This is a genomic window from Salipiger mangrovisoli, assembly GCF_015223355.1.
Taxonomy (GTDB): Bacteria; Pseudomonadota; Alphaproteobacteria; order Rhodobacterales; family Rhodobacteraceae; genus Salipiger; species Salipiger mangrovisoli.
Genome location: NZ_JADFFK010000004.1, coordinates 203310 through 225680 on the forward strand (window position 1 = coordinate 203310; position 22371 = coordinate 225680).

The following is a 22371-nucleotide window of genomic DNA, read 5'->3' on the forward strand; positions in this document are numbered from 1 at the left end:
AGAGTGGACTCCCATGACGCAAGCGCTTTCCCTGATCGCCGAACATGATGCACTCATCGCTCTGGGGCTGATCGTCGGCCTCTTCGCGCTGTTCATGCTGGAACTCTACCCCCCGGAGGTGCCCGCCGCGGGGCTGGCAGCGCTTTTCGTCGCGCTCGGTTACGTCGGTCCCGACGAGCTGCTCTCGGTGTTCTCGAACCCGGCCCCGCTGACCATTGCGGCGATGTTCGTGCTCTCGGGCGCCCTGGTGCGTACCGGCGTGCTCGAAGCGATCTCCGATCTGGTGATCTCCCAGGCGCAGGAGCGTCCGGGCGTGGCGCTCGGCGTGATCATGGCGGTGACCCTGCTGGCCTCCGGCTTTGTCAACAACACACCGGTCGTGCTGGTGCTGATCCCGGTGGTGATCCGCCTCTCCGCCGCGCTCGGCAAGGCCCCGACGCGGCTGCTGATCCCGCTCAGCTACGTGGCCATCCTCGGGGGCACCTGCACGTTGATCGGCACCTCGACCAACCTGCTGGTCGACGGCGTGGCCCGCGGACAGGGGCTCGACCCCTTCGGCATCTTCGAGATCACCCCGGTTGGTCTGCTGGTGGCGCTGGCGGGCGGACTCACGCTCGCCCTGCTCGGCCCGCTGCTGCTGCCCGACCGCGAAGCCAGCGATCCCGAACAGATGCTGGGCGAGACCACCTTCCTGTCGGAAGCGGTGCTCACCGACGAGACCCATTCCGGCAGGCCGCTGGCCGAGATCGCGCCGCTGAGCCGCAGCGGCGTGCGGGTGACCGGGCTGCGGCGCAAGGGCGCGCCGCTGTCCTCCCCGCTCGAGGAGCAGGTGCTGGAAAAGGGCGACACGGTGATCCTGCGCGCGCCGACCTCCGAGCTGCTGACTCTGCACGCCGATCCGGGGCTGAAGATCGGGCTGCGCCGCGGCGAGCCGCCCGAGGGCGAGCTGGTGACCGTCGAGGTGGTCGTCTCGCCGCGCAAGTCCTCGCTGGGGCGCAGCCTGCGCAGCATGTCGCTCGGCCGGCGCTTCGGCGTGCGCGTGCTCGGCGCGCATCGCCACGAGCACAACCCCGGCCCGGATCTCGGATCGGTGCGCCTGCGCCCGGCGGACAAGCTGCTGCTGGAAGGGCCGGCCACCGCCTTCCAGACGCTCGAGGAAGAGGCCCAGCTGGTGTCGGTAAGTCGCCCCACCGGCCGCGCCTTCCGCCGCGGCCGCGCGCCGCTGGTGCTCGCCGCGCTCGCGGCGGTGGTCGGTCTGGCCGCGTTCGGGCTGATGGACATCGCCACGCTCTCGATCCTCGCCGTCGCCGCGATCCTGCTGCTGCGCTGCATCGATGCGGACGAGGCCTGGGGCGCGGTGGACGGGTCGGTGCTGGTGCTGATCTTCGCCATGCTTGTGGTCGGTATCGGCCTGCAGAACACCGGCGCTATGGACCTGCTGGTGGACTGGCTGGCGCCGCCGATCTCCGGCCTGCCGCCGTTTTTCGCATTGCTGGCGGTCTACCTGCTCGCCTCGCTGCTCACCGAGACGGTGACCAACAACGCCGTCGCCGTGGTCTTCACCCCGATCGCGATCGGCCTCGCCGAGAGCACCGGGCTTGACCCGCGCGCGCTGACCATGGCGGTCATGTTCGGTGCCTCGGCAAGCTTCGCCACGCCCATCGGCTACCAGACCAACACGCTTGTCTACGGTGCGGGCAACTACCGATTCTCCGACTTCCTGAAGATCGGCCTCGCGATGAACCTCGTGGCAGCCCTCGCCGCCTGCGCCGGGATCCTCTGGCTGCTCGGCTGAACTTGCGCCATGAAGACCTGAAGAAGGGGGCCATGCCCCCTCGGCGCTGCGCGCCTCACCCCCTGCGTATTTGAAAAGAGAAGAAGAAGTTGCGCACGCCGCTGCCGCTTCTTCTCTTTCCAAATACGCCCCTCCTGCCGGTGCCACGGGCGCCGAGGCGCTGTTTGACGCGGCCTGTGCAACCGCCCTTTCCGGACGGCGCGAGAGCGCGTATATGCCGCCCATGCAGAATCCGCCCGATCTTCGCCCCGACCTTGCCCGCGCCCGCGTCACGGAAACCCGCCGCGATGGCCAGCCGACCATCGGCATGGTCTCGCTTGGCTGCCCGAAAGCGCTGGTCGACAGCGAGCGTATCCTCACCCGGCTGCGCGCCGAGGGCTACGGCATCTCGGCCGACTACTCGGGCGCCGACGCGGTGATCGTCAACACCTGCGGCTTCCTCGACAGCGCCAAGGCCGAGAGCCTCGAGGCGATCGGCGAGGCGCTTAAGGAGAACGGCCGGGTCATCGTCACCGGCTGTCTCGGCGCGGAACCCGAGTACATCACCGGCGTGCACCCCAAGGTTCTGGCGGTGACCGGCCCGCACCAGTACGAGCAGGTGCTCGACGCGGTGCATGGCGCCGTGCCGCCCTCCCCCGATCCCTTCGTCGACCTGCTGCCGGCCTCGGGCGTGAAGCTCACGCCGCGGCACTACAGCTACCTCAAGATCGCCGAGGGCTGTAACCACAAGTGCAAGTTCTGCATCATCCCGGACATGCGCGGCCTGCTCACCTCGCGCCCGCAGCGCGCCGTCGTGCGCGAGGCCGAGAAGCTGGTCGAGGCGGGGGTGAAGGAGCTGCTGGTGATCTCTCAGGACACCTCGGCCTATGGCACCGACTGGAAGGACCGCGACGAGAAGTTCCCGATCCTGTCGCTGTCGCGCGAGCTGGGCCAACTCGGCGCCTGGGTGCGGATGCATTATGTCTACCCCTACCCGCATGTGCGCGAGATGATCCCGATGATGGCCGAGGGGCTGATCCTGCCCTATCTCGACATCCCCTTCCAGCACGCCCATCCCGAGACGCTGAAGCGCATGGCGCGCCCCGCCGCCGCCGCGCGCACGCTTGACGAGATCGCCGCCTGGCGCGCCGACTGCCCCGAGATCGTGCTGCGCTCGACCTTCATCGTCGGCTACCCCGGCGAGACCGAGGCCGAGTTCCAGACGCTGCTCGACTGGATGGACGAGGCGCAGCTCGACCGGATCGGCTGCTTCAAGTACGAGAACGTCGACGGCGCGCGCTCGAACGCCCTGCCGGACCACGTGCCGGAAGAGGTCAAGCAGGAGCGCTGGGAGCGCTTCATGGAAAAGGCGCAGGCGATCTCGGAAGCCAAGCTCGAGGCCAAGGTCGGCACCCGGATGCAGGTGCTGGTCGACGAGGTCGACGAGGAGGCTGCCACCTGCCGCACCAAGGCCGATGCGCCGGAAATCGACGGCAACCTGTTCATCGACGAGGGTTTCGAGCATCTCAAGCCCGGCGACATGGTCACCGTCGAGGTCGACGAGGCCGGGGAATACGACCTCTGGGGCCGACTCATCGCCGCGGACTGACGAGTCGCGACTCGGCCCGCCGCACCTCGCGCAGGGACGCGCGTCTGTACAGATGTCGATTCCGACAGGGCGCCGACGCCGCTGACACAAATCAGCCGCGCCGGGCCCGTCGACACGCTCCGCCGCGGCCACACCGCACAACGCTCCGCCGCGCGATCCGTGGTATAATCGCGCCATTGGGCCAATGCGGAGGGGGCTCAGACTGTTTCGAGTTCCAGCGGCATGGGCCGCGCAGAGGGGGAAGGCTTTTTCGCCAGACTGAAATTCACCTTTCATGCGCATATGACATTTGCCTCTTCGGAGAAAAATGACTTTGCCTGTGGATTTCAAATCGCGTCGATGCTCCCGGACCACCGGGAGCATCCTTTTTTCGGGCTTCAGAACAACAGCGGATCGTCCGGAGAAGACGCCGCGTCGGCCTTCGGATCGGGCAATACCCCCAGAGCCATGGCCAGCGCCGCAAGTTCGGTGCGCGATGCACGGCCGGTCCGCTCCGACAGCGCCTCGAGCCGGTGGCGCACCGCCGAGACCGATATCACCAGCCGCTCCGCGATCTGCTTGTCCTGCAGGCCCGCCCCGATCATGGCCAGCAGTTCGAGCTGCTTTTCGGTAATCTGGTTCCGCTCGGGAAATTCCTGCGCGAAGAGCGCCACGAAGCGCTGATGCCCCGACAGCGCCGCGACGTTCAGGGTCCAGCCATGCGCGTGGATGATGGCCAGCATCTCGCGCCGGGAATGGCCGCCGGCGAAGCTGAGTTGGCCGACCCGTGGCGGAGCGCTCTGGCGCAGGGGGATGCTGAAGCCGGCCCGCATCCCGCGCCGTGCCGCCTCCTTCAGCACCGCGACCCGCGCCTCGGGCAACGGATGGTATTCTTCCAGGAATTCGACCCCCACGGCGATGGGCGTAAGCCGCTCGGCGGCGTGACCCCAGAGATAGCTCCAGCGGCCGACGGACCCTTCGGCCGCATGCCCGCGGAGCCAGCCCGCATCGTAGGAGGCGCGCAGCGACAGCGCCTGCGCACTGCCCGGCCTTGCGGTGACGTAATCGACGTAGGGAAGATCGAGCTTCTGGCCCAAGCGGATGAACAGCCGCCAGACATCCTCGGACCCGCGGGTTGCCTCGAGCCGGGCAAGAAACCACTGCAGAAGCTCGGGGACGTGGCACGCGGCAGGCAGCGGGGCCTGCGACGGTTCAGCCACGGTCTGGCTCCGCGCCCAGCGCATTGGGCCGCACCACCCCGGTGGCTTCGGCAAGCCCTGTCCCAGCCTGGTCCATCACGCCACCTCCCGCTCATGACCCGATCACAGACCGGCGCATAGTCGGACAAGACCCGGAGTTTGGCAAATCCGTCCCGCTTCCGGGACCGTCTGCGGGGTCAGGCTTGCACCGCGCGCGCCGCTGCGGCAGGAGAGCGCCATGGCCAAGCTGCATTTCCACTACTCCACCATGAACGCCGGCAAGTCGACGCTGCTCCTGCAGGCGGCGCACAATTACCGCGAGCGCGGCATGGAGGTCTTCCTGCTGACCGCGCAGCTCGATACGCGCGCCGGGCTCGGCCGCATCGGCTCGCGCATCGGACTGGGGCAGGAAGCCGAGACTTTCGGCACCGAGGATGATCTCTTCGCGGTCATCGCCGCGGCGCATGACAAGACGCCGTTGGCGTGTGTCTTCATCGACGAGGCGCAGTTCCTCAGCGAAGAGCAAGTCTGGCAACTGGCGCGGGTGGTGGACGATCTGGGCCTGCCGGTGATGGCCTACGGGCTGCGGGTCGACTTCCGCGGCCAGCTCTTCCCCGGCTCGGCGGCGCTGCTGGCGCTGGCGGATTCGCTGCGCGAGGTGCGCACCATCTGCCATTGCGGCCGCAAGGCGACGATGGTCATCCGGCAGGACGGCTCGGGCAAGGCGCTGACCGACGGGGCACAGGTGCAGATCGGCGGCAACGAGACATATGTCTCGCTCTGCCGCAAGCACTGGCGCGCGGCAATGGGCGATACGCCCGCCTGAGGCGGCACCTGGGGCAACCCCGGACGCGGCACGTCCGGGGCGCAGGCAATCAGACCGGGTTGGGTACCGGCTCTCCGGCAAAGAAGGCGCAGAGGTTGGCCACGGCCATGCGGCCCATTTCCTCGCGCACTTCCAGGGCGGCGGTGCCGAGATGCGGCAACAGCACCACGTTGTCGAGATCGCGCAGAGCCTCGGGCACCTGCGGCTCGAACTCGTAGACGTCGAGCCCCGCCCCGGCGATACGCTTCTCCTGCAGCGCCGCGATCAGCGCCGCCTCGTCGACCACGTCACCGCGCGAGATATTGACGAAATGCGCGTGCGGCCGCATCGCCGCCAGCACATCCGCATTCACCGTGTGGCGCGTTGCCGCGCCGCCCGGCAGGGCGGTGACGAGGATGTCGACATTGGCCGCCAGTTCCTCGGGCGTGTCGTAGCGCGTTGCCGGATGGTCGAGCGCCTTCTCGGAGCGGCTCATGTAGGCAACATCCATGCCGAAGCCGTAGTGGCAGCGCCGTGCGATGGCCTGGCCGATACGGCCCATGCCGAGAATGCCGACGGTCTTGCCGGTCATGTGCAGCCCCAGCATCTGCACCGGGTGCCAGCCCTGCCAGCTGCCCGCGCGCACCATGCGTTCACCCTCGCCCGCGCGGCGGCAGGACATCAGCATCAGCGTCATGGCGATGTCCGCGGTGGCATCGGTCACCGCGCCGGGGGTGTTGGTCACGGTGACCCCGGCGTTGCGCGCCACCTCGACGTCGATGTGGTTGAAGCCCACACCGAAGTTGGCGAGAATTCGCGCCCGCGGCACGCCAGCGGCGGCAAAGACCTCGGCGTTGTAGCTGTCGCCCAGCGTCACCAGTACGCCGTCATACTCCGTCAGCGAGGCGAGCATCTCGTCGCGGCTCATCGGGTCGGGCCGGTCGCGGTAGGTCACGTCGAAGGCCTCGCGCGCCTCGGCGACGACGCTCTCGGGCAGGTTTCGGGCGATCAGGATCTTGGTCAATGCAGGCGTCCTCCGGGCGGTACGGTCTTGTCGGGCGTCGCCAGAACGATCGCCCCCCTCTCATCCGAGAAACCTAGAACGAGAACCTCGGACATGAAGGGGCCAATCTGCCGAGGCGGGAAATTCACCACCGCCATCACGGATTTACCGACCAGCTCCTCGGGCGCGTAATGCACGGTGATCTGCGCCGAGCTCTTCTTCTCGCCGATCTCCGGGCCGAAATCGATCCAGAGCTTGATGGCGGGCTTGCGCGCCTCGGGGAAGGGTTCCGCGCGGGTCACGCGGCCCACGCGGATATCGACCTTGAGAAAGTCGTCGTAGCTGATCTCAGCCATTGGCCAGTTCTTCCGAGCGGCGCACGGCGGCTCCGACGGTGGCACGGATCAGCGGCGGCAGCCCCTTGTCCTCATCCATCAGAACTTCGAGACCTGCCTGTGTGGTGCCGTTGGGCGAGGTCACATTCTTGCGCAGCTGCGCCGGATCCTCGGCGGCCTGCATCGCCAGCGCACCCGCACCCGCGACGGTGGCCTTGGCGAGCTGCATGGCCAGCTCGGGGGCCAGCCCCTCGGCCTCACCAGCCTTGGCGAGGCATTCGATCATGTGGAAGACATAGGCCGGGCCGGAACCGCTGACGCCGGTGACCGCATCCATCTGCCCCTCGCCCTCAAGCCGCACGACCTCGCCCACGGCCGAAAGAAGCTCTTCGGCCATCGCCAGGTTCTCGGGGCTCGCAATGGCATTGCCTGCGATCGCGGTGATGCCCTGCCCCACGGCGGCGGGGGTGTTGGGCATGGCGCGGATGATCGGGGTCTGCGCGCCAAGCATCCGTTCGTAGGTGGCAATGGTCACCCCGGCGGCCACCGACAGGAACACCGTGTCGGCATTGCCGTAGCTCGCCAGCACCGGCAGCGCGTCGGCCATCATCTGAGGTTTCACCGCGATCAGCACGATCGCCGGACTGGCGGGCAGCGCTTCGTTCAGATGCACGCCCTGCGCTTTCACCCAGTCCGAGGGGCGCGGGTCGTTGACCCAGACCGAGGCAGGCGGCAGCCCCCGTCCCAGCCAGCCCTCCAGCATGGCCGATCCCATCTTCCCGCATCCCAGCAGCACCAAGCCGCGCTGCGCCAGCTCACCGTCCTTCATGGCGATCCCTCCTGTCGACGTCGCGGCAGTGATACGCGGGCAGGCCAGATCGCGCAACGGCCCCGGCCAAAGGACGGAAGAGTGGGGCCTTTCTGCGTCATGCGCGGGCAAATATCCCGGCAGGGCACGCTTTCGCGGGCCAGATGCAAGTCGGCCACGCGGCCGTCCTAGCCCAGCCCCCGCGCTCCGGGAGGGCGCAGAAACCGCGAGCGGTCAAGCCGCGCGGGACGAGCCTCCGGCAGACCTCTGCCGGGGCCGGTCAGGCGATGATATCCGGGGTCAGCCGATCCTCGATCATCGCGATCTTGTCCTTGAGGAAGAGCTTCTTCTTTTTCAGCCGCTGAAGGGTCAGCTGGTCGGCGGTGCCGCGCTCTTGCAGCGCGAGGATCGCCTCGTCGAGATCGCGGTGCTCGCGTTTGAAAACCTCGAGCTCCACACGCAACACCTCTTCGGTCTTCATCGAGATGTCTTGCGGCGCATTCATGGGGATCAGTCCTAAGGCCTCACGGGAAGTGATAGAATATCAACTCTTGCCGCGCCCGCAAAGCCCTTGCACTGCCTTGCGGTGCTTCCCATATTCGCAAGTGTCGGGTTGCCGCTAACGGGGCCCGGCGGACGGTCGCTTCCCTGTCAAGGACATGTCATGAGCAAACTGACCCTGGGTTCCTATCCGCATATGCTCGGCTTCGAGCAGCTCGAGCGCCTGCTCGAGCGCACGGCCAAGTCGAGCGAGGGATACCCCCCCTTCAACATCGAACAGACGTCGGATCACTCCTACCGGATCACGCTCGCCGTGGCCGGCTTCTCGGAGGCCGATCTCGCCATCACCGTCGAGGACCGCCAGTTGGTGATCCGCGGTCGGCAGCGCGACGACGGGTCCGACCGGATCTTCCTGCACCGCGGCATCGCGGCGCGGCAATTCCAGCGCAGCTTCGTGCTGGCCGATGGGGTCGAGGTGGGGGAAGCGGTCATGGAGAACGGTCTGCTGCATGTGGATCTGACCATGTCCCGTCCCGAGACGGTGGTGCAGACCATCAACATCAGAAAGGGTTGAGCCATGAACACGAAATATGACTTTTCCGATTTCGACGCCGAGCGCATCGTCTATGTCCGCTCCGTCGAAGTGAGCGACCTGCCGCAGGACGTGCAGGATCAGGTCGGCGACCAGACCCGCCTCTACGCGGTGCACCGCGCCGACGGCGAGCGGCTGGCGCTGGTGCGCGACCGCGGCCTTGCCTTCGCGCTGGCGCGGCAGAACGACCTTGCCCCCGTCACCGTCCACTAAGGGCGCGGCGTGACCTCGCTGCCGCTCGACTGGGTCGACGCTTTCACCGACCGGCCGTTTGGCGGCAACGGCTGCGCCGTTCTGCACGGCGGCGCGGTTCTGGACGACGAGACCTGCAAGGCCGTGGTGCGCGAGACCTCGCTGGTCGAATGCACCTTCACCGGCCCCTCCGACGTGGCGGACGTGCATGTGCGCTACTTCCTTGCCGGCGGCGAGATTCCCTTTGCCGGGCACCCCACCATCGCCACGGTTGCGGCGCTGTTGCACCGGGGGCTGGTCGCGGGTGAGACGCTGACGCTCGAGACCAAGGCGGGTATCGTCCCGATCGAGATCGACCGCTCGGTGAGCCCGCCGCGCATTGTCATGACCCAGAACGCCCCGCTCTTCGGCGTCTGCCCCGACAAGGCGCTGGTGGCGGATGCGGTCTCGCTGTCGCCCTCCGACATCCTCGGCCAGCCGCAACTTGTCTCGACCGGGCTGCCCTGCTGCGTGACGGTGCTCAAGGATCGTGCCGCGCTGGAGCGCGCCGTGCTGGACCCCGAGGCGCTGGTCCGCCTCCGCACCGCCATGGGGCGGGGCGAGGCCGAGTTTGCCGAACCCTTCCTCGTCACGCTCGAGGGCGCGACCGCGGCCGGCGACACCTATGCCCGGCTGCTGCTGCCCCCGCCGAGCCCCCCCGAGGATCCCTTCACCGGCTCTGCCACCGGCGCGATGGCGGCCTACCTCTGGTCAAAGGGACTGATGGAAAGCCCCTGCTTCATCGCAGAGCAAGGTCATGGCATGGGCCGGCCGGGACAGGCGCAGGTCGAGGTGCTCGGCCCGCCCGAAGCGATCCGTGGCGTGCAGGTGGCCGGGCAGGCCTACGTGTTGATCTCGGGCGACATTCACATCTGAGCCGCCCCTGTCGCGGGGCTCAGAAGCGGATGTTGTAATTGGTGCTCAGGACCAGCGGCTGCACCGGATCGAACACCTGCGTGCCATTGAGACTCATGGTGAAGCTGCGTTTCTTGTAGCTCCAGCTCAGTCCCGTCTTCAGGCTGGGAGCCTGCGTCTCCCCAGAGCTGCCTGCATCGACCCACGCCCCGTAGCTGTAGCCAAGTTCGAAATAGGGCCGGAAGTTCCGCTCCAGCCGCAGCGTGGCGCGGGTCCGCAGCGTCGCCGAGAGTTTGCCCACCTGCCAGCCCGAGACGTCCCCGACCCCGCTGCTGACCTGCTGCGACAGCGACAGACCCGCCGAACCCGACAGGTTCATCCGCGGCAACTCGTAGCGCCCGCTGGCGTTAAGCCCCGCCGCGGTGCGCCAGGCCGTCCGCGGCGTGCTGCCGAGCCGGTAATCCGGCCGCGCGAGCGCCGCCCAGGCCTTCAACCCGATGTGCTCGGTCAGCGACGTCGCAATATAGGGCGCGAAACTTAAGGTCTGGGTCTTGATGTCGCGTCCCGTGTCCAAGGCGGCGACGCCATAGCCAGTGGCGAATCCGAGCCGGGAATCGGTCCCCAGCGGCCTTTCGAGACCCAGCAGAATGTCGACCTTTCGGCCGTTTGTGCTGCCGTGATACTCGCGCGCCTCGAGCGCCCACCACATGCGCGGCGCATTGTCCGACGCATTGGTCGCCAGGAACACGCCCCTGCTGTTCATCCGCACCCTTCCATAGCCGTTCAGCGCATGCCCCAGCACGCTGTCAAACGCACCAATCGAGGCGTTCAGCGTGGTCGAGACGCTGGAGCGATAGGCCGAGCGCAGCGCTTCTTCCGCCTGGCCCGGCGATGCCGGAAGCAGGCAGGTCAGCAGCGCAAATGCGCTTATCAGGCGTGCGGTCTTCATGGCGTCCTCCGGGAGAGAGGTCGGGCGACATGCTGCCGTGCGTCAGCGTTGAGTCCGTGCGCCGCCATCGGGCGCCGGGGCGAGTCCTTCGGGTCGTGTGGTGTGTCCATGAAATATGCGGCGCGTCGTGGTCATCAAACCCCTCCGCGACGGCAGGCCGCTCAATTTCGCGCGAGAGGCGCCGCGTCGCGCACAACTTGGCTCAAGAACGGCACGAGGCCGGGCGCGTGCCCGGCCTCTCCCTATCTTCCCGCGACTGACAGCTCAGTGCCCCGCGATGAGCCCCATCGCCTCGAGCTTCAGCACCACCTGATGCGCGCAGTTGTCCACGTCGGTGCCCTCGGTCTCGACCCGCAATTCGGGATTTGCGGGAACGTCATAGGGATCGGAGATGCCGGTGAACTCCTTGATCTTGCCCTCGCGCGCCAGCTTGTAGAGCCCCTTGCGGTCGCGCCGTTCGCACTCCTCGATCGTCGTTGCGACATGCACCTCGACGAAGGCGCCGTATTCCTCGATTCCCTCGCGCACCTTGCGGCGAGTGGTGGCATAGGGCGCGATCGGCGCGCAGATCGCGATGCCACCGTTCTTGGTGATCTCCGACGCGACGTAGCCGATGCGCAGGATGTTGAGATCGCGGTGTTCCTTGGAAAAGCCCAGCTCGGAACTGAGGTTCTTGCGCACGATGTCGCCATCGAGCAGCGTCACCGGCCGCCCGCCCATCTCCATCAGCTTGGTCATCAGCGCGTTGGCGATGGTTGACTTGCCCGAGCCCGAGAAGCCGGTGAACAGCACCGTGAAGCCCTGCTTCGAACGCGGAGGCTTGGTCTTGCGCAGTTCCGAGACCACTTCGGGGAAGGAGAACCAGTCGGGGATCTCCAGCCCCTCGGCAAGGCGGCGGCGCAGCTCGGTGCCCGAGATATTGAGGATCGTCACCTTGTCCTTGTCGGCGATCTCGTCGTTGGGCTCGTATTGCGCGCGCTCCTGCACGTAGACCATGTGCCGGAAGGGCACCATTTCGATGCCCATCTCGGCCTCGTGCTGGCGGAACAGATCCTGCGCGTCGTAGGGGCCGTAGAAATCTTCGCCGGCGCTGTTCTTGCCCGGCCCGGCGTGGTCGCGTCCGACGATGAAATGGGTGCAGCCGTGGTTCTTGCGGATCAGCCCGTGCCAGACCGCCTCGCGCGGGCCGGCCATGCGCATGGCCAGCGGCAGCAACGACATGGTGGTGGTCGAGGCCGGGTACTTGTCGAGCACCGCCTCGTAGCAGCGCACGCGGGTGAAGTGGTCGACGTCGCCGGGCTTGGTCATGCCGACGACCGGGTGGATCAGCAGGTTCGCCTCGGATTCGCGCGCGGCGCGGAAGGTCAGTTCCTGATGGGCGCGGTGCAGCGGGTTGCGGGTCTGGAAGGCCACCACCTTGCGCCAGCCGAGCTTGCGGAAATAGGCGCGCAGCTCGTTCGGCGTGTCGCGCCGGGCGCGGAAGTCGTAGTGGACCGGCTGCTGGATGCCGGTGACCGGACCGCCCAGATAGACCTCGCCCGCGGTGTGGTGCAGGTAGTTGACCGCCGGGTGCGCGTCGTCATCCGCGCCAAAGACCTTCTCGGCCTCCTTCGCCTTGTCCGGGACCCACTTGTCGGTGACGGTCAGCGTGGCAAGGATCACCCCCTCCTGGTCGCGCAGCGCGATATCCTGCCCGATCTCGATTTTCTCGGCGAAGTCCCTCTTCACATCGAGGGTGATCGGCATCGGCCAAAGCGCCCCGCCGGCAAGCCGCATGGTCTCGACAACGCCGTTGTAGTCCTCCTCCGACAGGAAGCCCTTGAGCGGGTGGAAGCCGCCGTTCATCAGCAGTTCGAGGTCGCAGATCTGCCGGGGGCTGAGATCGTGGCTGACCAGGTCGGCCGCCTCCATCTTCAACTTCTGGGCACTGTCATAAGACACGTAGAGTTCGGGAATCGGGGCCAGACTGCTGGGCATCGTCATGAAACTGGTCTCTTCACTGAATGGGCGGCGCCTGCGCGCCTGAATGGATCAATGCCGCCAGTAGAAACCTGTTCGAGAATTTTTCAACTATCAGGGAAGGCCGATCTTTTCGCGGTGAGGCATTCCCGCATCGCCCGCCGCGAAATCTCGCAGCGTGGCCGGCCCCGCGCCGCGAAACGAAAGCAGGAATGAAAAAAGCGCGATGCCGCGGGGCGGCATCGCGCTCTGGATCAGGTCAGGAGCGGCGGATCAGGACGCCTGTTCGACCGGCGCGCCGTAACCCAGCGGCTCGGAGGTGTCCTTGCCCTCGTCCAGCCCCTGCTCGGCCAGCCAGCGCTCGGCTTCCAGCGCCGCCATGCAGCCCATGCCCGCCGAGGTCACCGCCTGGCGGTACTTGTGGTCGGTCAGGTCGCCCGCGGCGAAGACACCGGGGATCGAGGTCTCGGTGGTGCCGGGCTTGGTCACCACGTAGCCGCCCATGTGGGTCTCGAGCTGGTCCTTCACCAGCTCCGACGCCGGGGCGTGGCCGATGGCGATGAACACACCCTTGGCGGGGATCTCCTTGATCTCGCCGGTGGTCACGTGCTTCACCTTCACGCCGGTCACGCCCTTGGGCATGTCCTCGCCGAGCACCTCCTCGAGCTGGTGGTGCCAGAGCGTCTCGATCTTGGGGTGGTTGAACAGGCGCTCCTGCAGGATCTTCTCGGCGCGCAGCTCGTCGCGGCGGTGGATCAGCGTGACCTTCGAGGCGAAGTTGGTGAGGAACAGCGCCTCTTCCACGGCGGTGTTGCCGCCGCCGATCACCACGATCTCCTGCCCGCGGTAGAAGAATCCGTCACAGGTGGCGCAGGCCGAGACGCCGAAGCCCTTGAACGCATCCTCGGTCGGCAGGCCCAGCCATTTCGCCCGTGCGCCGGTGGCGAGGACCACGGCGTCGGCGGTGTAGGTCGTGCCGCTGTCGCCCTTGGCCACGAAGGGGCGCTGGCCGAGGTCGAGGTCGGTGATGATGTCGCCGATGATCTCACAGCCCATGGCGCGGGCGTGCGCCTCCATCTTCACCATCAGGTCGGGGCCCTGGATCTCGGTCTCGCCGGGCCAGTTCTCGACCTCGGTGGTGGTGGTCAGCTGGCCGCCCGGCTCGAGCCCCTGCACCAGCAGCGGGGAAAGCATGGCGCGCGAGGCGTAGACGCCTGCGGTGTAACCGGCCGGGCCGGAGCCGATGATGAGGAGCCGTGTGTGGCGGGTGTCGGACATGTCGTGCCTCTCGCGAGCTATGGCATTCGGTTTGGGAATTGCATATAGCCACGCGCGGCGGCGACGCAAACCCCGCGCCTCTGCCTGTTCCCCCGGAATCTCGTCCCGTTAAGAATCTTTCAAGAATATGAAAGATTATTGCGGCGTTGTCCCGTCTGGTATAATATTCGCGAAAAGCTCAAGGAAGACGCATGCCCGCCCACAGGCTCGACCCAATCGACCGCAAGATTCTGGCAGAATTGCAGGCCGACGGCCGCATGACCAACGTCGAACTCGCCCGCCGCGTGGGCATTTCGGCGCCGCCCTGCCTGCGCCGTGTGCGCACGCTTGAGGAGCAAGGGTTCATCAGGGGCTATCATGCCGAGGTCGATTCCCGCGAACTGGGCTTCGAGGTGCAGGTCTTTGCCAGCGTCGGCCTGCAGAGTCAGGCCGAAGCAGACCTGCGCGCCTTCGAGGACCGCTGCCGCAGCTGGCCGCTGGTGCGTGAGTGCCACATGCTGAACGGCGAGGTGGATTTCATCCTGAAATGCGTGGCGCCGGACCTGTCGACCTTCCAGGCCTTCCTGACCGAGAAGCTGCTGACCGCGCCGAACGTCGCTTCGGTCAAGACCTCGCTGGTCATCCGTGGCGCCAAGGACGAGCCGGGCGTGCCCTTCGATGTCCTCGAAGAACGGCTGAGCCGGACCGCCTGACGGCGGACCGGCCCTTCCCCGGTATATGGCCGGGGGCTATCCGTGCTTCAGCTCGCCATCAGGCTGTCCACCGCCTCGCGCGAGGAGCGGGTCATGGACAGCTCGCCGAAGTCCTGAAGCTCCGACAGATTGTCGAACATTGACAGGAACAGCGCCCGCAGGTTCGGACTGCTTACGGCATGCAAAGCCTTGCCGGGATGGTAGGTCTCCATTTCGAGCCCACCGACCTTGATCGTCGCATGGTGCCGCACCATCAGGTGGTAGAGCTGGACACCCCCGGCCGGGGTCACCGGCACGATACGGTCCCAGTCCGCCTCGTCTGCAACCGGCACCAGCACGCTGTCCTGACCCAGCAGCGCCCGGAACCTCGAACGCGTCACCACAAGCCGGGCCGAGGGTCCGAGCAACAGGTCGGCAGCCGGCCGGCCGAGCCCGTAGGCATCGGATGTAACGCGGGTCAGCGAACCGAGCCCGCTTTCCTCGCAGAGCACCCCTGGAACGTAAGTGGTCGAGCCGATCCAGGTGATCGACTGCGTCCCGCGGCTGGTCTCGATGTAATCGCCCGGAAGCAGATCCTCGATGGCGACCGGACCACGCGTGGTCTGGATCAGCGTCCCGCGGGCAAAGGCCGAGCAGGCGTCCTCGAAGAGCGGCAGCGCCGGGGCCACCTGCTGTTTCATCGATATGGAAAGATCGGGCAACAAGGCGGCGACCTCGTATTTGCGCATGAGAGAGCTTGCGCGCCGAGGCCGCCCGTCCCGGAGAGAGACCGGAGCTTTGGAAATTTCTTTCGAAAAAACACCTTCGCGACCGAAGGCCGCGTGATGAGTACTGGTCATTTCAACATCCCTTGGCAGGCTGTCACATCCGTGCTGGCCCCCACCAACAACGACAGAAGGACGTCTAATCGACTGGCCCAGATCAGGCCTCATTCTGGCATTTCTGTCAAAATTTCGGTGAATTTTCCGAGTATTGCGCGGATAATCCCACACCGCTGGCGGGATTGTCTCACCCTCGGGAACCGCTTTGACACAATTCGGCAACCATGAGGACGAATCGTGACGGGCGCAGCCGTTCAGTTCAGAGTCGGATTGCCGAGATCAGGCGGCCGTAATCGGCTTCGCGCTGGTGCGTCGCCCGGCGGAAGGAGAAGAAGCGCTCCGGGTCCGAGTAGGTGCAATGCCGCGTCCATTCGGCCTCGATCCCCGCGGCACGCAGACGGTGCAGCCCATAGGCTGGCAAATCGAACTGCGCACGGTCTCCCTGACCGCCAGCGAAGAATCGGCCATTGCCCGGATCCTCGCCGAGGAACTCCTCAAGAAATTCCGGTCCCACCTCATAGGCGCGCTGGCTGATGGTCGGGCCGATCACGGCGCGGATCCCCTCGCGGCTGGCGCCGAGGGCGATCATCGCCTCCACCGTCGCCTCGAGCACCCCGCCCTGCGCGCCGCGCCAGCCCGCATGGGCCGCGCCGATCACCCCGGCGTCGGCATCGGCGAAAAGCACCGGCTGGCAATCGGCGGTCAGAACGGCCAGCGCCAGTCCCGGCTGGTCGGTGACCAGCCCGTCAGCCTCGGGTCGCGGGTCGGTCAGCGGTCCGGTCACGGTGACCACCCTGGGCGAATGCACTTGGCTGACGGTCACCAGAGCCTCGACCGGCACGTCCATCGCCTGCGCCACGCGGGCGCGGTTGATGGCCACGATCTCGCGCTGGTCCGACGAGCCGGGACCGCAGTTGAGCCCGGCGAATACCCCCGAGGATGCGCCGCCCCTGCGAGTAAAGAACCCATGCCTGAGCGGAGCCAGGGAGTCTGCGGTAATGATTTCCAGCGTCATGTATCCATTCCGGGCGGCGTCGGTGCGTCCGGCGCATAGAGCGCCAGAATCTTGAACAAACTTCCCATTTCACCGGGGTGCGTCAACCGGCGATGTGCAGCGATGTGACTTTCCAGCGCGTCACCCGAAAGCCGCGTCGCCAGCGCCCGCGCGCGTTCGGTGATCCCGAGCCGCTCCAAAACCACGCCCTGAGCCGTCAATGGCGCATGGGCGGCGGGTGCCGCGGCATGCGCCAGCGCGCGGAAATCCACATGCGCCGTCAGGTCGGCCTGGCCAGGCGCATCGAGTGCGCCGGTCTTTTCATGCGCCCGCACCGCCTGAAGCGTGTCGCCAAGGCTGCCCCAGTCGCCATAGTCCACGATGAGCGCAACGCCGCCGTAAGCCGCGATGCGCCGCCCGACCTCCTGCACGATCGCCTCGGCAGGGGCGCAGGTCTCGACCATGTCACCCTGCGCGGTGTCCGCCAGACGATGCTCGAGCGCCGCCTGCGCCGAGATATCGGTCAGCCCGAAGGACAGTCGCCCCTCGTGCCAGCCCACCACGCGCTCGCGCCAGCCCTCTCCGTCGCGCAGGAACTGGCGCACGGGCAACGCGTCGAAGAACTCGTTGGCGATCAGGAAAAGCGGTCCCTCGGGCAGGTCGGCAAGGCTGTCGTGCCACGTTGGTGCAAAACCGCCGAGGCGCTTCGTCTGTTCGGCCCGCAGCGTCGGCGAAGCCTCGACGAGATGCAGATCGGCCGCGGCGATAAGCCCCGGCACCGCGCGCATGGCGCGCAGCGCATCGGCCATCAGCGTGCCCCGGCCCGGCCCCAGCTCTGCCAGGATGAACCGCTCGGGGCAGCCCTGATCCATCCAGCTCTGCGCCAGCGCAATGCCAAGCAGTTCGCCGAACATCTGGCTGATCTCGGGGGCAGTGGTGAAATCGCCCTGCGCGCCGAGTGGATCGCGGGTGGTGTAATAGCCGTGCAGCGGGTGCAGCAGGCACCAGGTCATGTATTCGGCCACGCTCATCGGGCCTTCGGCCGCGATGCGCGCCTGAAGCAGCGGCAGCAGCGCGCTCATGCGCGCCGCCGCGCCCAGAGAATGAGACCGATCCCGACGAGGATCATCGGCAGCGACAGCATCTGGCCCATGGTCAGCCCGTAGCCGCCGATGTGCCAGGCGAGCCCCAGCGGATTGCCCGGCGAGACGAATTGCGCGTCGGGCTGACGCACCAGCTCGACGAGGAAGCGCGCGATGCCGTAGCCGGCGACGAACACACCCGCCAGCTGCCACGGCCGCTTCAGCCCGCCCTTGCGCAGCGCCAGCCAGAGCAGCAACCCGCCCAGCAGGATGCCCTCGAGCGCCGCCTCGTAAAGCTGCGAGGGGTGCCGCGCGCAGAGCGCGCCAAGCGCCTGACCGCAGGCCTGCGCCGCCTCGCCGGGGAAGATCACCCCCCAGGGCAGGTCCGTCGGGCGGCCCCAGAGCTCGGCATTGACGAAATTGGCGATGCGACCCAGCAGCAGCCCCGGCGGTACCGAAATCGCCAGCATGTCGGCGGTCGAGCCGAGCGGGATGCGGTTCTTCAGACAGAAGCCGAGGAAGCCGATCAACACCCCGAGGAAGCCGCCGTGGAAAGACATGCCGCCGTGCCAGACCATGAGGATCTCGGCCGGGTGCGTCAGGTAGTACGCGGGCTGGTAAAACAGCACGAAGCCCAGCCGTCCGCCAAGGATGATGCCCAGAATCACCCAGGTCAGCAGCTGCTCGACCTGCGCCGGGCTCATCGGCGGCTGATCGCCCGGCCAGAGGTGCACGCGTTTCACCGCGGCGACGGCGATGCGCCAGCCGATGATGATGCCCGCGATGTAGGCAAGCGCGTACCAGCGCAGGGCGAATTCCATGCCGAAAACCGAGATCGAGAAGACCTCGGAGGACAGGGGCGGAAAGGGAATGGCAGCTTTCATGCGCGATGAGTGACGGGAGTTTCCGGGGGAAGTCAACCTTGTGACCGGGGGCCTCTCGGCCCATATAGGAGCCAAGCATATGACGGAGAGCCCCATGCAGACGCGCAACAAGGTATTCGAGGATCTCTCGCAACTGATGACCAACGCCATGGGCGTGGCGCAGGGCGCGAAGGAAGAGGCCGAAACGGCGATGAAGTCGGTGATCGACCGCTGGCTGGCGGATCGCGACTTCGTGACCCGCGAGGAATTCGACGCGGTCCGCGCCATGGCGCAGAAAGCCCGCGAAGAAAACGAGGCCCTGAAGGCGCGGCTCGACGCGCTGGAGAAGCGGCAGGGCTGACCCGCGCCGGGCAACCCGCCCGATCCTGAGTTCCGGCCCGGGGCGTCCAGCCCCGGGCCACGGCCTGCGCGGCTCACCCCGCCTGCCGCTGCGCGACGAGACCGCCATCGGACAGATCGGCCGGCGGGTAGAGCACGATCTCGTCATCCTCGGCCAGCCCCTCCAGAACCTGCACCTGCATCCCGTTGCCCTGCCCGAGCGTCACCGGCACGCGCTGCGCGCGGCCATTCTCGACCCGGAACACGGCCCAGTCCCCGCCTTCGCGGAAGGCGGCGCTTCGCGGGATCTGCAAAGCGGTCTCGTCTTCCCAGATCACGATCCGCGCCAGCACCCGGTAGCCATGCCCCAGCGCCGCGCGCGCCTCGGCCGGGGCGGTGAAGCGCAGGATGACGCGCACCCGCTGCTCCTCGACACCCAGCGCCGAGACCTCGGTCGTGCCCAGCGGCGCGATGCGCTCGACCTCGGCCGCCAGCAGCCCCGGCCCGCCCCAGTCGTCGAGCATGACGCGCGCGCCCGGCACGACCTGCACCGCGTCCGAGGAGATGAGGTCCACCGCCACCTGCAGGTCCTGCGCGATATTGCCGATCTCCAGCACCGGGGCCCCGGCGCCAAGCGATGTCTCCGACTCTTCCACCACCCGCAGGATGCGCCCGTCGACCGGCGAGCGAAGCGGAATGTCCGAGGCCCCGACTTCGGCCAGCGCCTCGGCCAGCCCCTGATCGTCGAAGCCGATGAGCTGCGCCTGCGCGTTGGCCAGTTCCGCCTCGCGCATGGCCACGGCCGCGCGCGCCGTCTCGAGCCGGGCCTGCGCCGCAAGCGCGGCGGTCCGCGCCTGGTCCAACGCCGCCGTCGAAATCGTGCCCCGCGCCGCCAGCGTGTTCGCACGGTCGTGATCCGAGACCGCCAGCTCCACGTCCGCCTGCGCCACGTTGACTTCGGCCTTGGCCTGCAAGAGCGCCGCCTGCGCCGCCGCCACCGCCGCCCGTGCCTGCTCTCGGGTGCGCAGGTCGAGCACCGAGGGCGCGGCCGGGCGCATGTGCGCCACCACGTCGCCCTGGACCACGTGATCGCCGTCCACCGCCTGCACCCGCAGCAGCCGCCCCGCGACGGGCGTGGTCACCACATAGACGTCGCGCACTTCGGTCTTGCCCTCCTCGTCGATCGTTACCACCAGCGGCCCGCGCGTCACCCGTCCGAAGTCCACCAACTCGGGGCGCGGCCAGAAGGCGGCGGCCAGCGCCAGCCCAAGCAGCAGCGCAAGGCCGAGGCCGAGGATCAGCCGGGTGCGATTGCGGGGTCGGTTCAGAGCCATGTGATCAATCCCGTGTCTTGAGCGCCGCGACCAGATCGGCGCGGTCGACATCGCGTTTCACCAGCAATCCCGACAGCACCGCGCCCGAGATCACCACCAGGGCGGCGAACCCGAAGGCGGCGGGCCGGAACACCACCGTGATCGTGTAGAGGTCAGACGAATAGGCAGCGGCCAGCAGATGCGCGATGCCCCAGCCGAGCAGCGCGCCGCAGGGCAGCGCCAGCAGCGTCACCAGCCCCAGCTCGCCGAGCAGCACGTAGGCGGCCTCTCCCTTGGAGAAGCCGATGACCCGCAGGCTGGCGAGGTCGTGCGCACGTTCGGCCAATGCGATGCGGGCGGCGTTGTAGATGATGCCGAAGGTGATGGTGAAGGCCACCGCCGCCATGATGAAGCGCGTCGCCCCTGTGCCCTGGTTCATCACCCGCTCGAAAGCGTCGCGTGCCTCGGACTTGAGGCTGACGCCCGCCACCACGGGCATGTCGCGCAGCCAGATCTGCACCGCCTCTGATCGCGCCGGATCGAGCCGCAGGGCAGCGCCGGAAATGCGGCCCGGTTCGAAGAGGGCCCGATCCAGCGCCTCGAGCGCCATGTAGGCCGGCGCGCCCAGCACGGTCTCCGACACGCCGGTGACCGGCAAGTGCAGCACCGGCTGCGTGCCCTCGCGCACCTCGACGGTCAGCACGTCCCCGGCCCGCGCCTTCAGCTTGCCGGCCAATGCCGAGCTCAGCACCAACCCCGGCCCGTCGAGATCGATGGCCATGAAGGCAGGGGTCAGGGCACGTGCCAGTTCCGGCCGGGGCGGCAGCCCGGTGATCGAGCCGCGGTGGGTCAGGCGGCCATTGCGCAGGACCACCGGCACGGACCGCGTGCCCTCGGCCCGCAGCACACCGGGGTGGCGCACCAGCTCCAGCAGGGTCTTCTGCGACACCGGATGGGTGAACGTCACGCTCGCGTCAGAGCGATCGAGCACGTCGAAACTGAGCGCCACCGCCTGGTTGAACCCGGCGTGGATGGTCAGCATCCCCACCGAGAGCCCCATGCCGAAGGTGATCCCGACGATGGCCCCCAGCATCCGGAACGGCGTGCGGGTAAAGCGGCGCAGCACCATCCGCGTGGGTTGATCGAGACGGCTGACTGCCCGCGCCCAGCGGCCAGCGCCGCGGTAATCGGCCGGCGCGGGCGGGCGCATCGCCTCGGCTGGCTGCAGGCCGAAGATGCGACGCAGCACCACCGCGCCGCCCGCCGCCGCCGCCAACACACTCACCCCCAGTCCCAGCGCCAGCGCGCCCGGGTCGAGCCGGAAGACGAGGAAGGGAAACTTGTAAAAATGCAGGTAGAGCTGCACCATCGCCCGCCCGCTCAGGATGCCGAGCAGCGCGCCCAGCAACGCGCCCGCCACGGCGATCGCCAGCACCAGCTTGAGGTAATGCCCGCCGATCTCGGCGCCACGGTAGCCAAAGGCCTTGAGCAGGCCGATCTCCTCGCGCTCGGCCTGCACCATGCGGGCGATCACGATATTGAGCAGAAACGCCGCGATACCTAGGAAGACCGGCGGGATCGCGGCCGCCGTGTCGCGCAGCCCGCTGATCTCTTCCGAGACGAAGCGGTGCGAAAATTGGTCCTCGCGGTCATAGGCCCCTGCCCCGCCCCAGGGCTTCAGCACCCGGTCGAGCACCGAAATCACGCCGCGCGGATCGCTGCCGCGGCTGAGCATGACAAGGAACTCGGAATAGGCCCCCTTCATGTCGAAGGCCGCGGCGAGCGCCTCGCGTGACATCCACAGCACCGCGAAACGCGCGTCATCCGGCACCATCTCTCCGGGCGCGGCGGCGTAGAGAAACTCCGGAGACCGGGCAAGCCCGGTGATCCGCAGGCTGCGCCGCACGCCGTTCATCACCACCTGAAGGCGGTCTCCCGGCCGCAGCCCATGCGCGGTCGCGAAGGTGTCCAGCAGCACGACCTCCTCTGGCGCGCCGGCTTCGAAGAGCCGCCCCTTCTGCAGACGGATGGCATTGAGCGCGGGCTCGGCATCATCGGGCAGGGACAGCGCCTGCGCCGCCACCGGCACCGACCGACCCGGTATCTCGATCCGAGCGGCGCCCGAGATGCGGCCCTCGGCCCACGCCACGCCGGGCAACGCGGCGACCTGATGCAGCACATGCGCCGGGGCGCGAGTGACCGGGGCGAAGACCTCGGCGAAACGGTAGCGCTCGTAATAGCCGCGGCGGGTCTCGTCCAGCGTGACCACCAGCCCCGCCATCATCACCTGCATCATCACGCCCAGCGCCATGACCAAGGCTATCGCCGCCGCCTGCCCCTTCATCCGCCACAGATCGCGGGTGAGCTTGCGGTCGAGCGTGCTCATGCGC

At 67.7% G+C, this 22371-nt stretch carries 22 protein-coding genes; 8 read left to right on the plus strand and 14 right to left on the minus strand.

The annotated features are described in order from the left end of the window. Positions 1-13 precede the first annotated feature (13 nt). Complete coding sequence (locus tag IQ782_RS07455; protein ID WP_194133990.1) at positions 14-1795, plus strand: SLC13 family permease; 1782 nt, start codon at positions 14-16, stop codon at positions 1793-1795. Positions 1796-2009: 214 nt separating this feature from the next. Further along, positions 2010-3383 carry a 30S ribosomal protein S12 methylthiotransferase RimO gene (gene rimO / locus IQ782_RS07460; RefSeq protein WP_194133991.1) on the plus strand — a complete coding sequence of 458 codons (1374 nt, stop codon included), beginning with the start codon at positions 2010-2012 and terminating at the stop codon, positions 3381-3383. A gap of 377 nt (positions 3384-3760) precedes the next feature. On the opposite strand, the gene IQ782_RS07465 is transcribed toward rimO, so the two are convergent. Then, a complete protein-coding gene (locus IQ782_RS07465) occupies positions 3761-4582 on the minus strand; it encodes an autoinducer binding domain-containing protein (protein ID WP_194133992.1) in 822 nt (273 codons plus the stop codon). 217 nt (positions 4583-4799) lie between these two features. Between IQ782_RS07465 and IQ782_RS07470 the strand changes: the two genes are divergently transcribed. Further along, the gene (locus IQ782_RS07470) at positions 4800-5387 is read left to right on the plus strand and encodes a thymidine kinase (RefSeq protein WP_194133993.1); all 588 of its coding nucleotides are present in this window, start codon (positions 4800-4802) and stop codon (positions 5385-5387) included. A gap of 49 nt (positions 5388-5436) precedes the next feature. Here the strand turns inward: IQ782_RS07470 and IQ782_RS07475 are convergent, their stop codons facing one another. The 4 genes from IQ782_RS07475 to IQ782_RS07490 form a co-directional block, all read right to left on the minus strand. Next, positions 5437-6390 (minus strand): 2-hydroxyacid dehydrogenase, encoded by a 954-nt coding sequence (locus IQ782_RS07475; protein ID WP_194133994.1) that lies wholly within the window; start codon positions 6388-6390, stop codon positions 5437-5439. Beyond that, positions 6387-6725, minus strand: a complete 339-nt coding sequence (locus IQ782_RS07480) for a tRNA-binding protein (protein ID WP_194133995.1) — start codon at positions 6723-6725, stop codon at positions 6387-6389. Before IQ782_RS07480 ends, IQ782_RS07475 begins: the two co-directional genes overlap by 4 nt. Next, on the minus strand, positions 6718-7533 hold the full coding sequence (proC, locus tag IQ782_RS07485) for a pyrroline-5-carboxylate reductase (RefSeq protein WP_194133996.1): 816 nt from the start codon (positions 7531-7533) through the stop codon (positions 6718-6720). Before proC ends, IQ782_RS07480 begins: the two co-directional genes overlap by 8 nt. 259 nt (positions 7534-7792) lie before the next feature. Further along, positions 7793-8017, minus strand: coding sequence for a YdcH family protein (locus IQ782_RS07490; protein ID WP_194133997.1), 225 nt, complete (start codon positions 8015-8017; stop codon positions 7793-7795). A gap of 159 nt (positions 8018-8176) precedes the next feature. Here IQ782_RS07490 and IQ782_RS07495 point away from each other — a divergent pair, with 159 nt between their 5' ends. Genes IQ782_RS07495 through IQ782_RS07505 form a run of 3 tightly spaced genes read left to right on the plus strand, consistent with a single transcriptional unit; the run spans position 8177 to position 9712 of the window. Next, positions 8177-8587, plus strand: coding sequence for an Hsp20 family protein (locus IQ782_RS07495; protein WP_066104369.1), 411 nt, complete (start codon positions 8177-8179; stop codon positions 8585-8587). Positions 8588-8590: 3 nt separating this feature from the next. Then, complete coding sequence (locus IQ782_RS07500; protein WP_194133998.1) at positions 8591-8818, plus strand: DUF1150 family protein; 228 nt, start codon at positions 8591-8593, stop codon at positions 8816-8818. Between the two features lie 9 nt (positions 8819-8827). Further along, the gene (locus tag IQ782_RS07505) at positions 8828-9712 is read left to right on the plus strand and encodes a PhzF family phenazine biosynthesis isomerase (protein WP_194133999.1); all 885 of its coding nucleotides are present in this window, start codon (positions 8828-8830) and stop codon (positions 9710-9712) included. A gap of 19 nt (positions 9713-9731) precedes the next feature. On the opposite strand, the gene IQ782_RS07510 is transcribed toward IQ782_RS07505, so the two are convergent. The 3 genes from IQ782_RS07510 to trxB form a co-directional block, all read right to left on the minus strand. Next, a complete protein-coding gene (locus tag IQ782_RS07510) occupies positions 9732-10640 on the minus strand; it encodes an autotransporter domain-containing protein (protein ID WP_194134000.1) in 909 nt (302 codons plus the stop codon). Positions 10641-10904: 264 nt separating this feature from the next. Then, the gene (locus tag IQ782_RS07515) at positions 10905-12623 is read right to left on the minus strand and encodes a bifunctional sulfate adenylyltransferase/adenylylsulfate kinase (RefSeq protein WP_194134001.1); all 1719 of its coding nucleotides are present in this window, start codon (positions 12621-12623) and stop codon (positions 10905-10907) included. Between the two features lie 249 nt (positions 12624-12872). Further along, a complete protein-coding gene (trxB, locus tag IQ782_RS07520; protein ID WP_194134002.1) occupies positions 12873-13877 on the minus strand; it encodes a thioredoxin-disulfide reductase in 1005 nt (334 codons plus the stop codon). A gap of 191 nt (positions 13878-14068) precedes the next feature. On the opposite strand from trxB, the gene IQ782_RS07525 reads away from it, so the two are divergent. Beyond that, on the plus strand, positions 14069-14569 hold the full coding sequence (locus tag IQ782_RS07525) for an Lrp/AsnC family transcriptional regulator (protein WP_194134003.1): 501 nt from the start codon (positions 14069-14071) through the stop codon (positions 14567-14569). 47 nt (positions 14570-14616) lie between these two features. On the opposite strand, the gene IQ782_RS07530 is transcribed toward IQ782_RS07525, so the two are convergent. From IQ782_RS07530 to lgt, 4 genes are all read right to left on the minus strand, one after another. After that, positions 14617-15297 (minus strand): Hint domain-containing protein, encoded by a 681-nt coding sequence (locus tag IQ782_RS07530; RefSeq protein WP_194134004.1) that lies wholly within the window; start codon positions 15295-15297, stop codon positions 14617-14619. Between the two features lie 352 nt (positions 15298-15649). Further along, positions 15650-16405, minus strand: a complete 756-nt coding sequence (gene pgeF / locus IQ782_RS07535) for a peptidoglycan editing factor PgeF (protein ID WP_194134005.1) — start codon at positions 16403-16405, stop codon at positions 15650-15652. Continuing rightward, on the minus strand, positions 16402-17466 hold the full coding sequence (locus tag IQ782_RS07540) for a class I SAM-dependent methyltransferase (protein ID WP_194134006.1): 1065 nt from the start codon (positions 17464-17466) through the stop codon (positions 16402-16404). The genes pgeF and IQ782_RS07540 overlap by 4 nt, the downstream gene beginning before the upstream one ends. Then, positions 17463-18350 (minus strand): prolipoprotein diacylglyceryl transferase, encoded by an 888-nt coding sequence (gene lgt / locus IQ782_RS07545; RefSeq protein ID WP_194134007.1) that lies wholly within the window; start codon positions 18348-18350, stop codon positions 17463-17465. The genes IQ782_RS07540 and lgt overlap by 4 nt, the downstream gene beginning before the upstream one ends. A gap of 94 nt (positions 18351-18444) precedes the next feature. Between lgt and IQ782_RS07550 the strand changes: the two genes are divergently transcribed. Next, the gene (locus IQ782_RS07550; protein WP_194134008.1) at positions 18445-18690 is read left to right on the plus strand and encodes an accessory factor UbiK family protein; all 246 of its coding nucleotides are present in this window, start codon (positions 18445-18447) and stop codon (positions 18688-18690) included. 73 nt (positions 18691-18763) lie between these two features. On the opposite strand, the gene IQ782_RS07555 is transcribed toward IQ782_RS07550, so the two are convergent. Further along, a complete protein-coding gene (locus tag IQ782_RS07555) occupies positions 18764-20002 on the minus strand; it encodes an efflux RND transporter periplasmic adaptor subunit (protein ID WP_240989152.1) in 1239 nt (412 codons plus the stop codon). A gap of 4 nt (positions 20003-20006) precedes the next feature. Next, on the minus strand, positions 20007-22367 hold the full coding sequence (locus IQ782_RS07560; RefSeq protein ID WP_194134009.1) for an ABC transporter permease: 2361 nt from the start codon (positions 22365-22367) through the stop codon (positions 20007-20009). Between the last annotated feature and the right edge of the window lie 4 nt (positions 22368-22371).

Bases quoted from the DNA above. Each gene is read 5' to 3' on its own strand.
- IQ782_RS07500 (WP_194133998.1), top strand. From the start codon at position 8,591: ATGAACACGAAATATGACTTTTCCGATTTCGACGCCGAGCGCATCGTC.
- pgeF (WP_194134005.1), bottom strand. From the start codon at position 16,405: ATGACGCTGGAAATCATTACCGCAGACTCCCTGGCTCCGCTCAGGCAT.
- IQ782_RS07490 (WP_194133997.1), bottom strand. From the start codon at position 8,017: ATGAATGCGCCGCAAGACATCTCGATGAAGACCGAAGAGGTGTTGCGT.
- trxB (WP_194134002.1), bottom strand. From the start codon at position 13,877: ATGTCCGACACCCGCCACACACGGCTCCTCATCATCGGCTCCGGCCCG.
- IQ782_RS07515 (WP_194134001.1), bottom strand. From the start codon at position 12,623: ATGACGATGCCCAGCAGTCTGGCCCCGATTCCCGAACTCTACGTGTCT.
- IQ782_RS07510 (WP_194134000.1), bottom strand. From the start codon at position 10,640: ATGAAGACCGCACGCCTGATAAGCGCATTTGCGCTGCTGACCTGCCTG.
- IQ782_RS07560 (WP_194134009.1), bottom strand. From the start codon at position 22,367: ATGAGCACGCTCGACCGCAAGCTCACCCGCGATCTGTGGCGGATGAAG.
- IQ782_RS07540 (WP_194134006.1), bottom strand. From the start codon at position 17,466: ATGAGCGCGCTGCTGCCGCTGCTTCAGGCGCGCATCGCGGCCGAAGGC.
- IQ782_RS07480 (WP_194133995.1), bottom strand. From the start codon at position 6,725: ATGGCTGAGATCAGCTACGACGACTTTCTCAAGGTCGATATCCGCGTG.
- IQ782_RS07530 (WP_194134004.1), bottom strand. From the start codon at position 15,297: ATGCGCAAATACGAGGTCGCCGCCTTGTTGCCCGATCTTTCCATATCG.
- IQ782_RS07555 (WP_240989152.1), bottom strand. From the start codon at position 20,002: ATGGCTCTGAACCGACCCCGCAATCGCACCCGGCTGATCCTCGGCCTC.
- IQ782_RS07495 (WP_066104369.1), top strand. From the start codon at position 8,177: ATGAGCAAACTGACCCTGGGTTCCTATCCGCATATGCTCGGCTTCGAG.
- IQ782_RS07525 (WP_194134003.1), top strand. From the start codon at position 14,069: ATGCCCGCCCACAGGCTCGACCCAATCGACCGCAAGATTCTGGCAGAA.
- lgt (WP_194134007.1), bottom strand. From the start codon at position 18,350: ATGAAAGCTGCCATTCCCTTTCCGCCCCTGTCCTCCGAGGTCTTCTCG.
- IQ782_RS07455 (WP_194133990.1), top strand. From the start codon at position 14: ATGACGCAAGCGCTTTCCCTGATCGCCGAACATGATGCACTCATCGCT.
- proC (WP_194133996.1), bottom strand. From the start codon at position 7,533: ATGAAGGACGGTGAGCTGGCGCAGCGCGGCTTGGTGCTGCTGGGATGC.
- IQ782_RS07550 (WP_194134008.1), top strand. From the start codon at position 18,445: ATGCAGACGCGCAACAAGGTATTCGAGGATCTCTCGCAACTGATGACC.
- IQ782_RS07470 (WP_194133993.1), top strand. From the start codon at position 4,800: ATGGCCAAGCTGCATTTCCACTACTCCACCATGAACGCCGGCAAGTCG.
- rimO (WP_194133991.1), top strand. From the start codon at position 2,010: ATGCCGCCCATGCAGAATCCGCCCGATCTTCGCCCCGACCTTGCCCGC.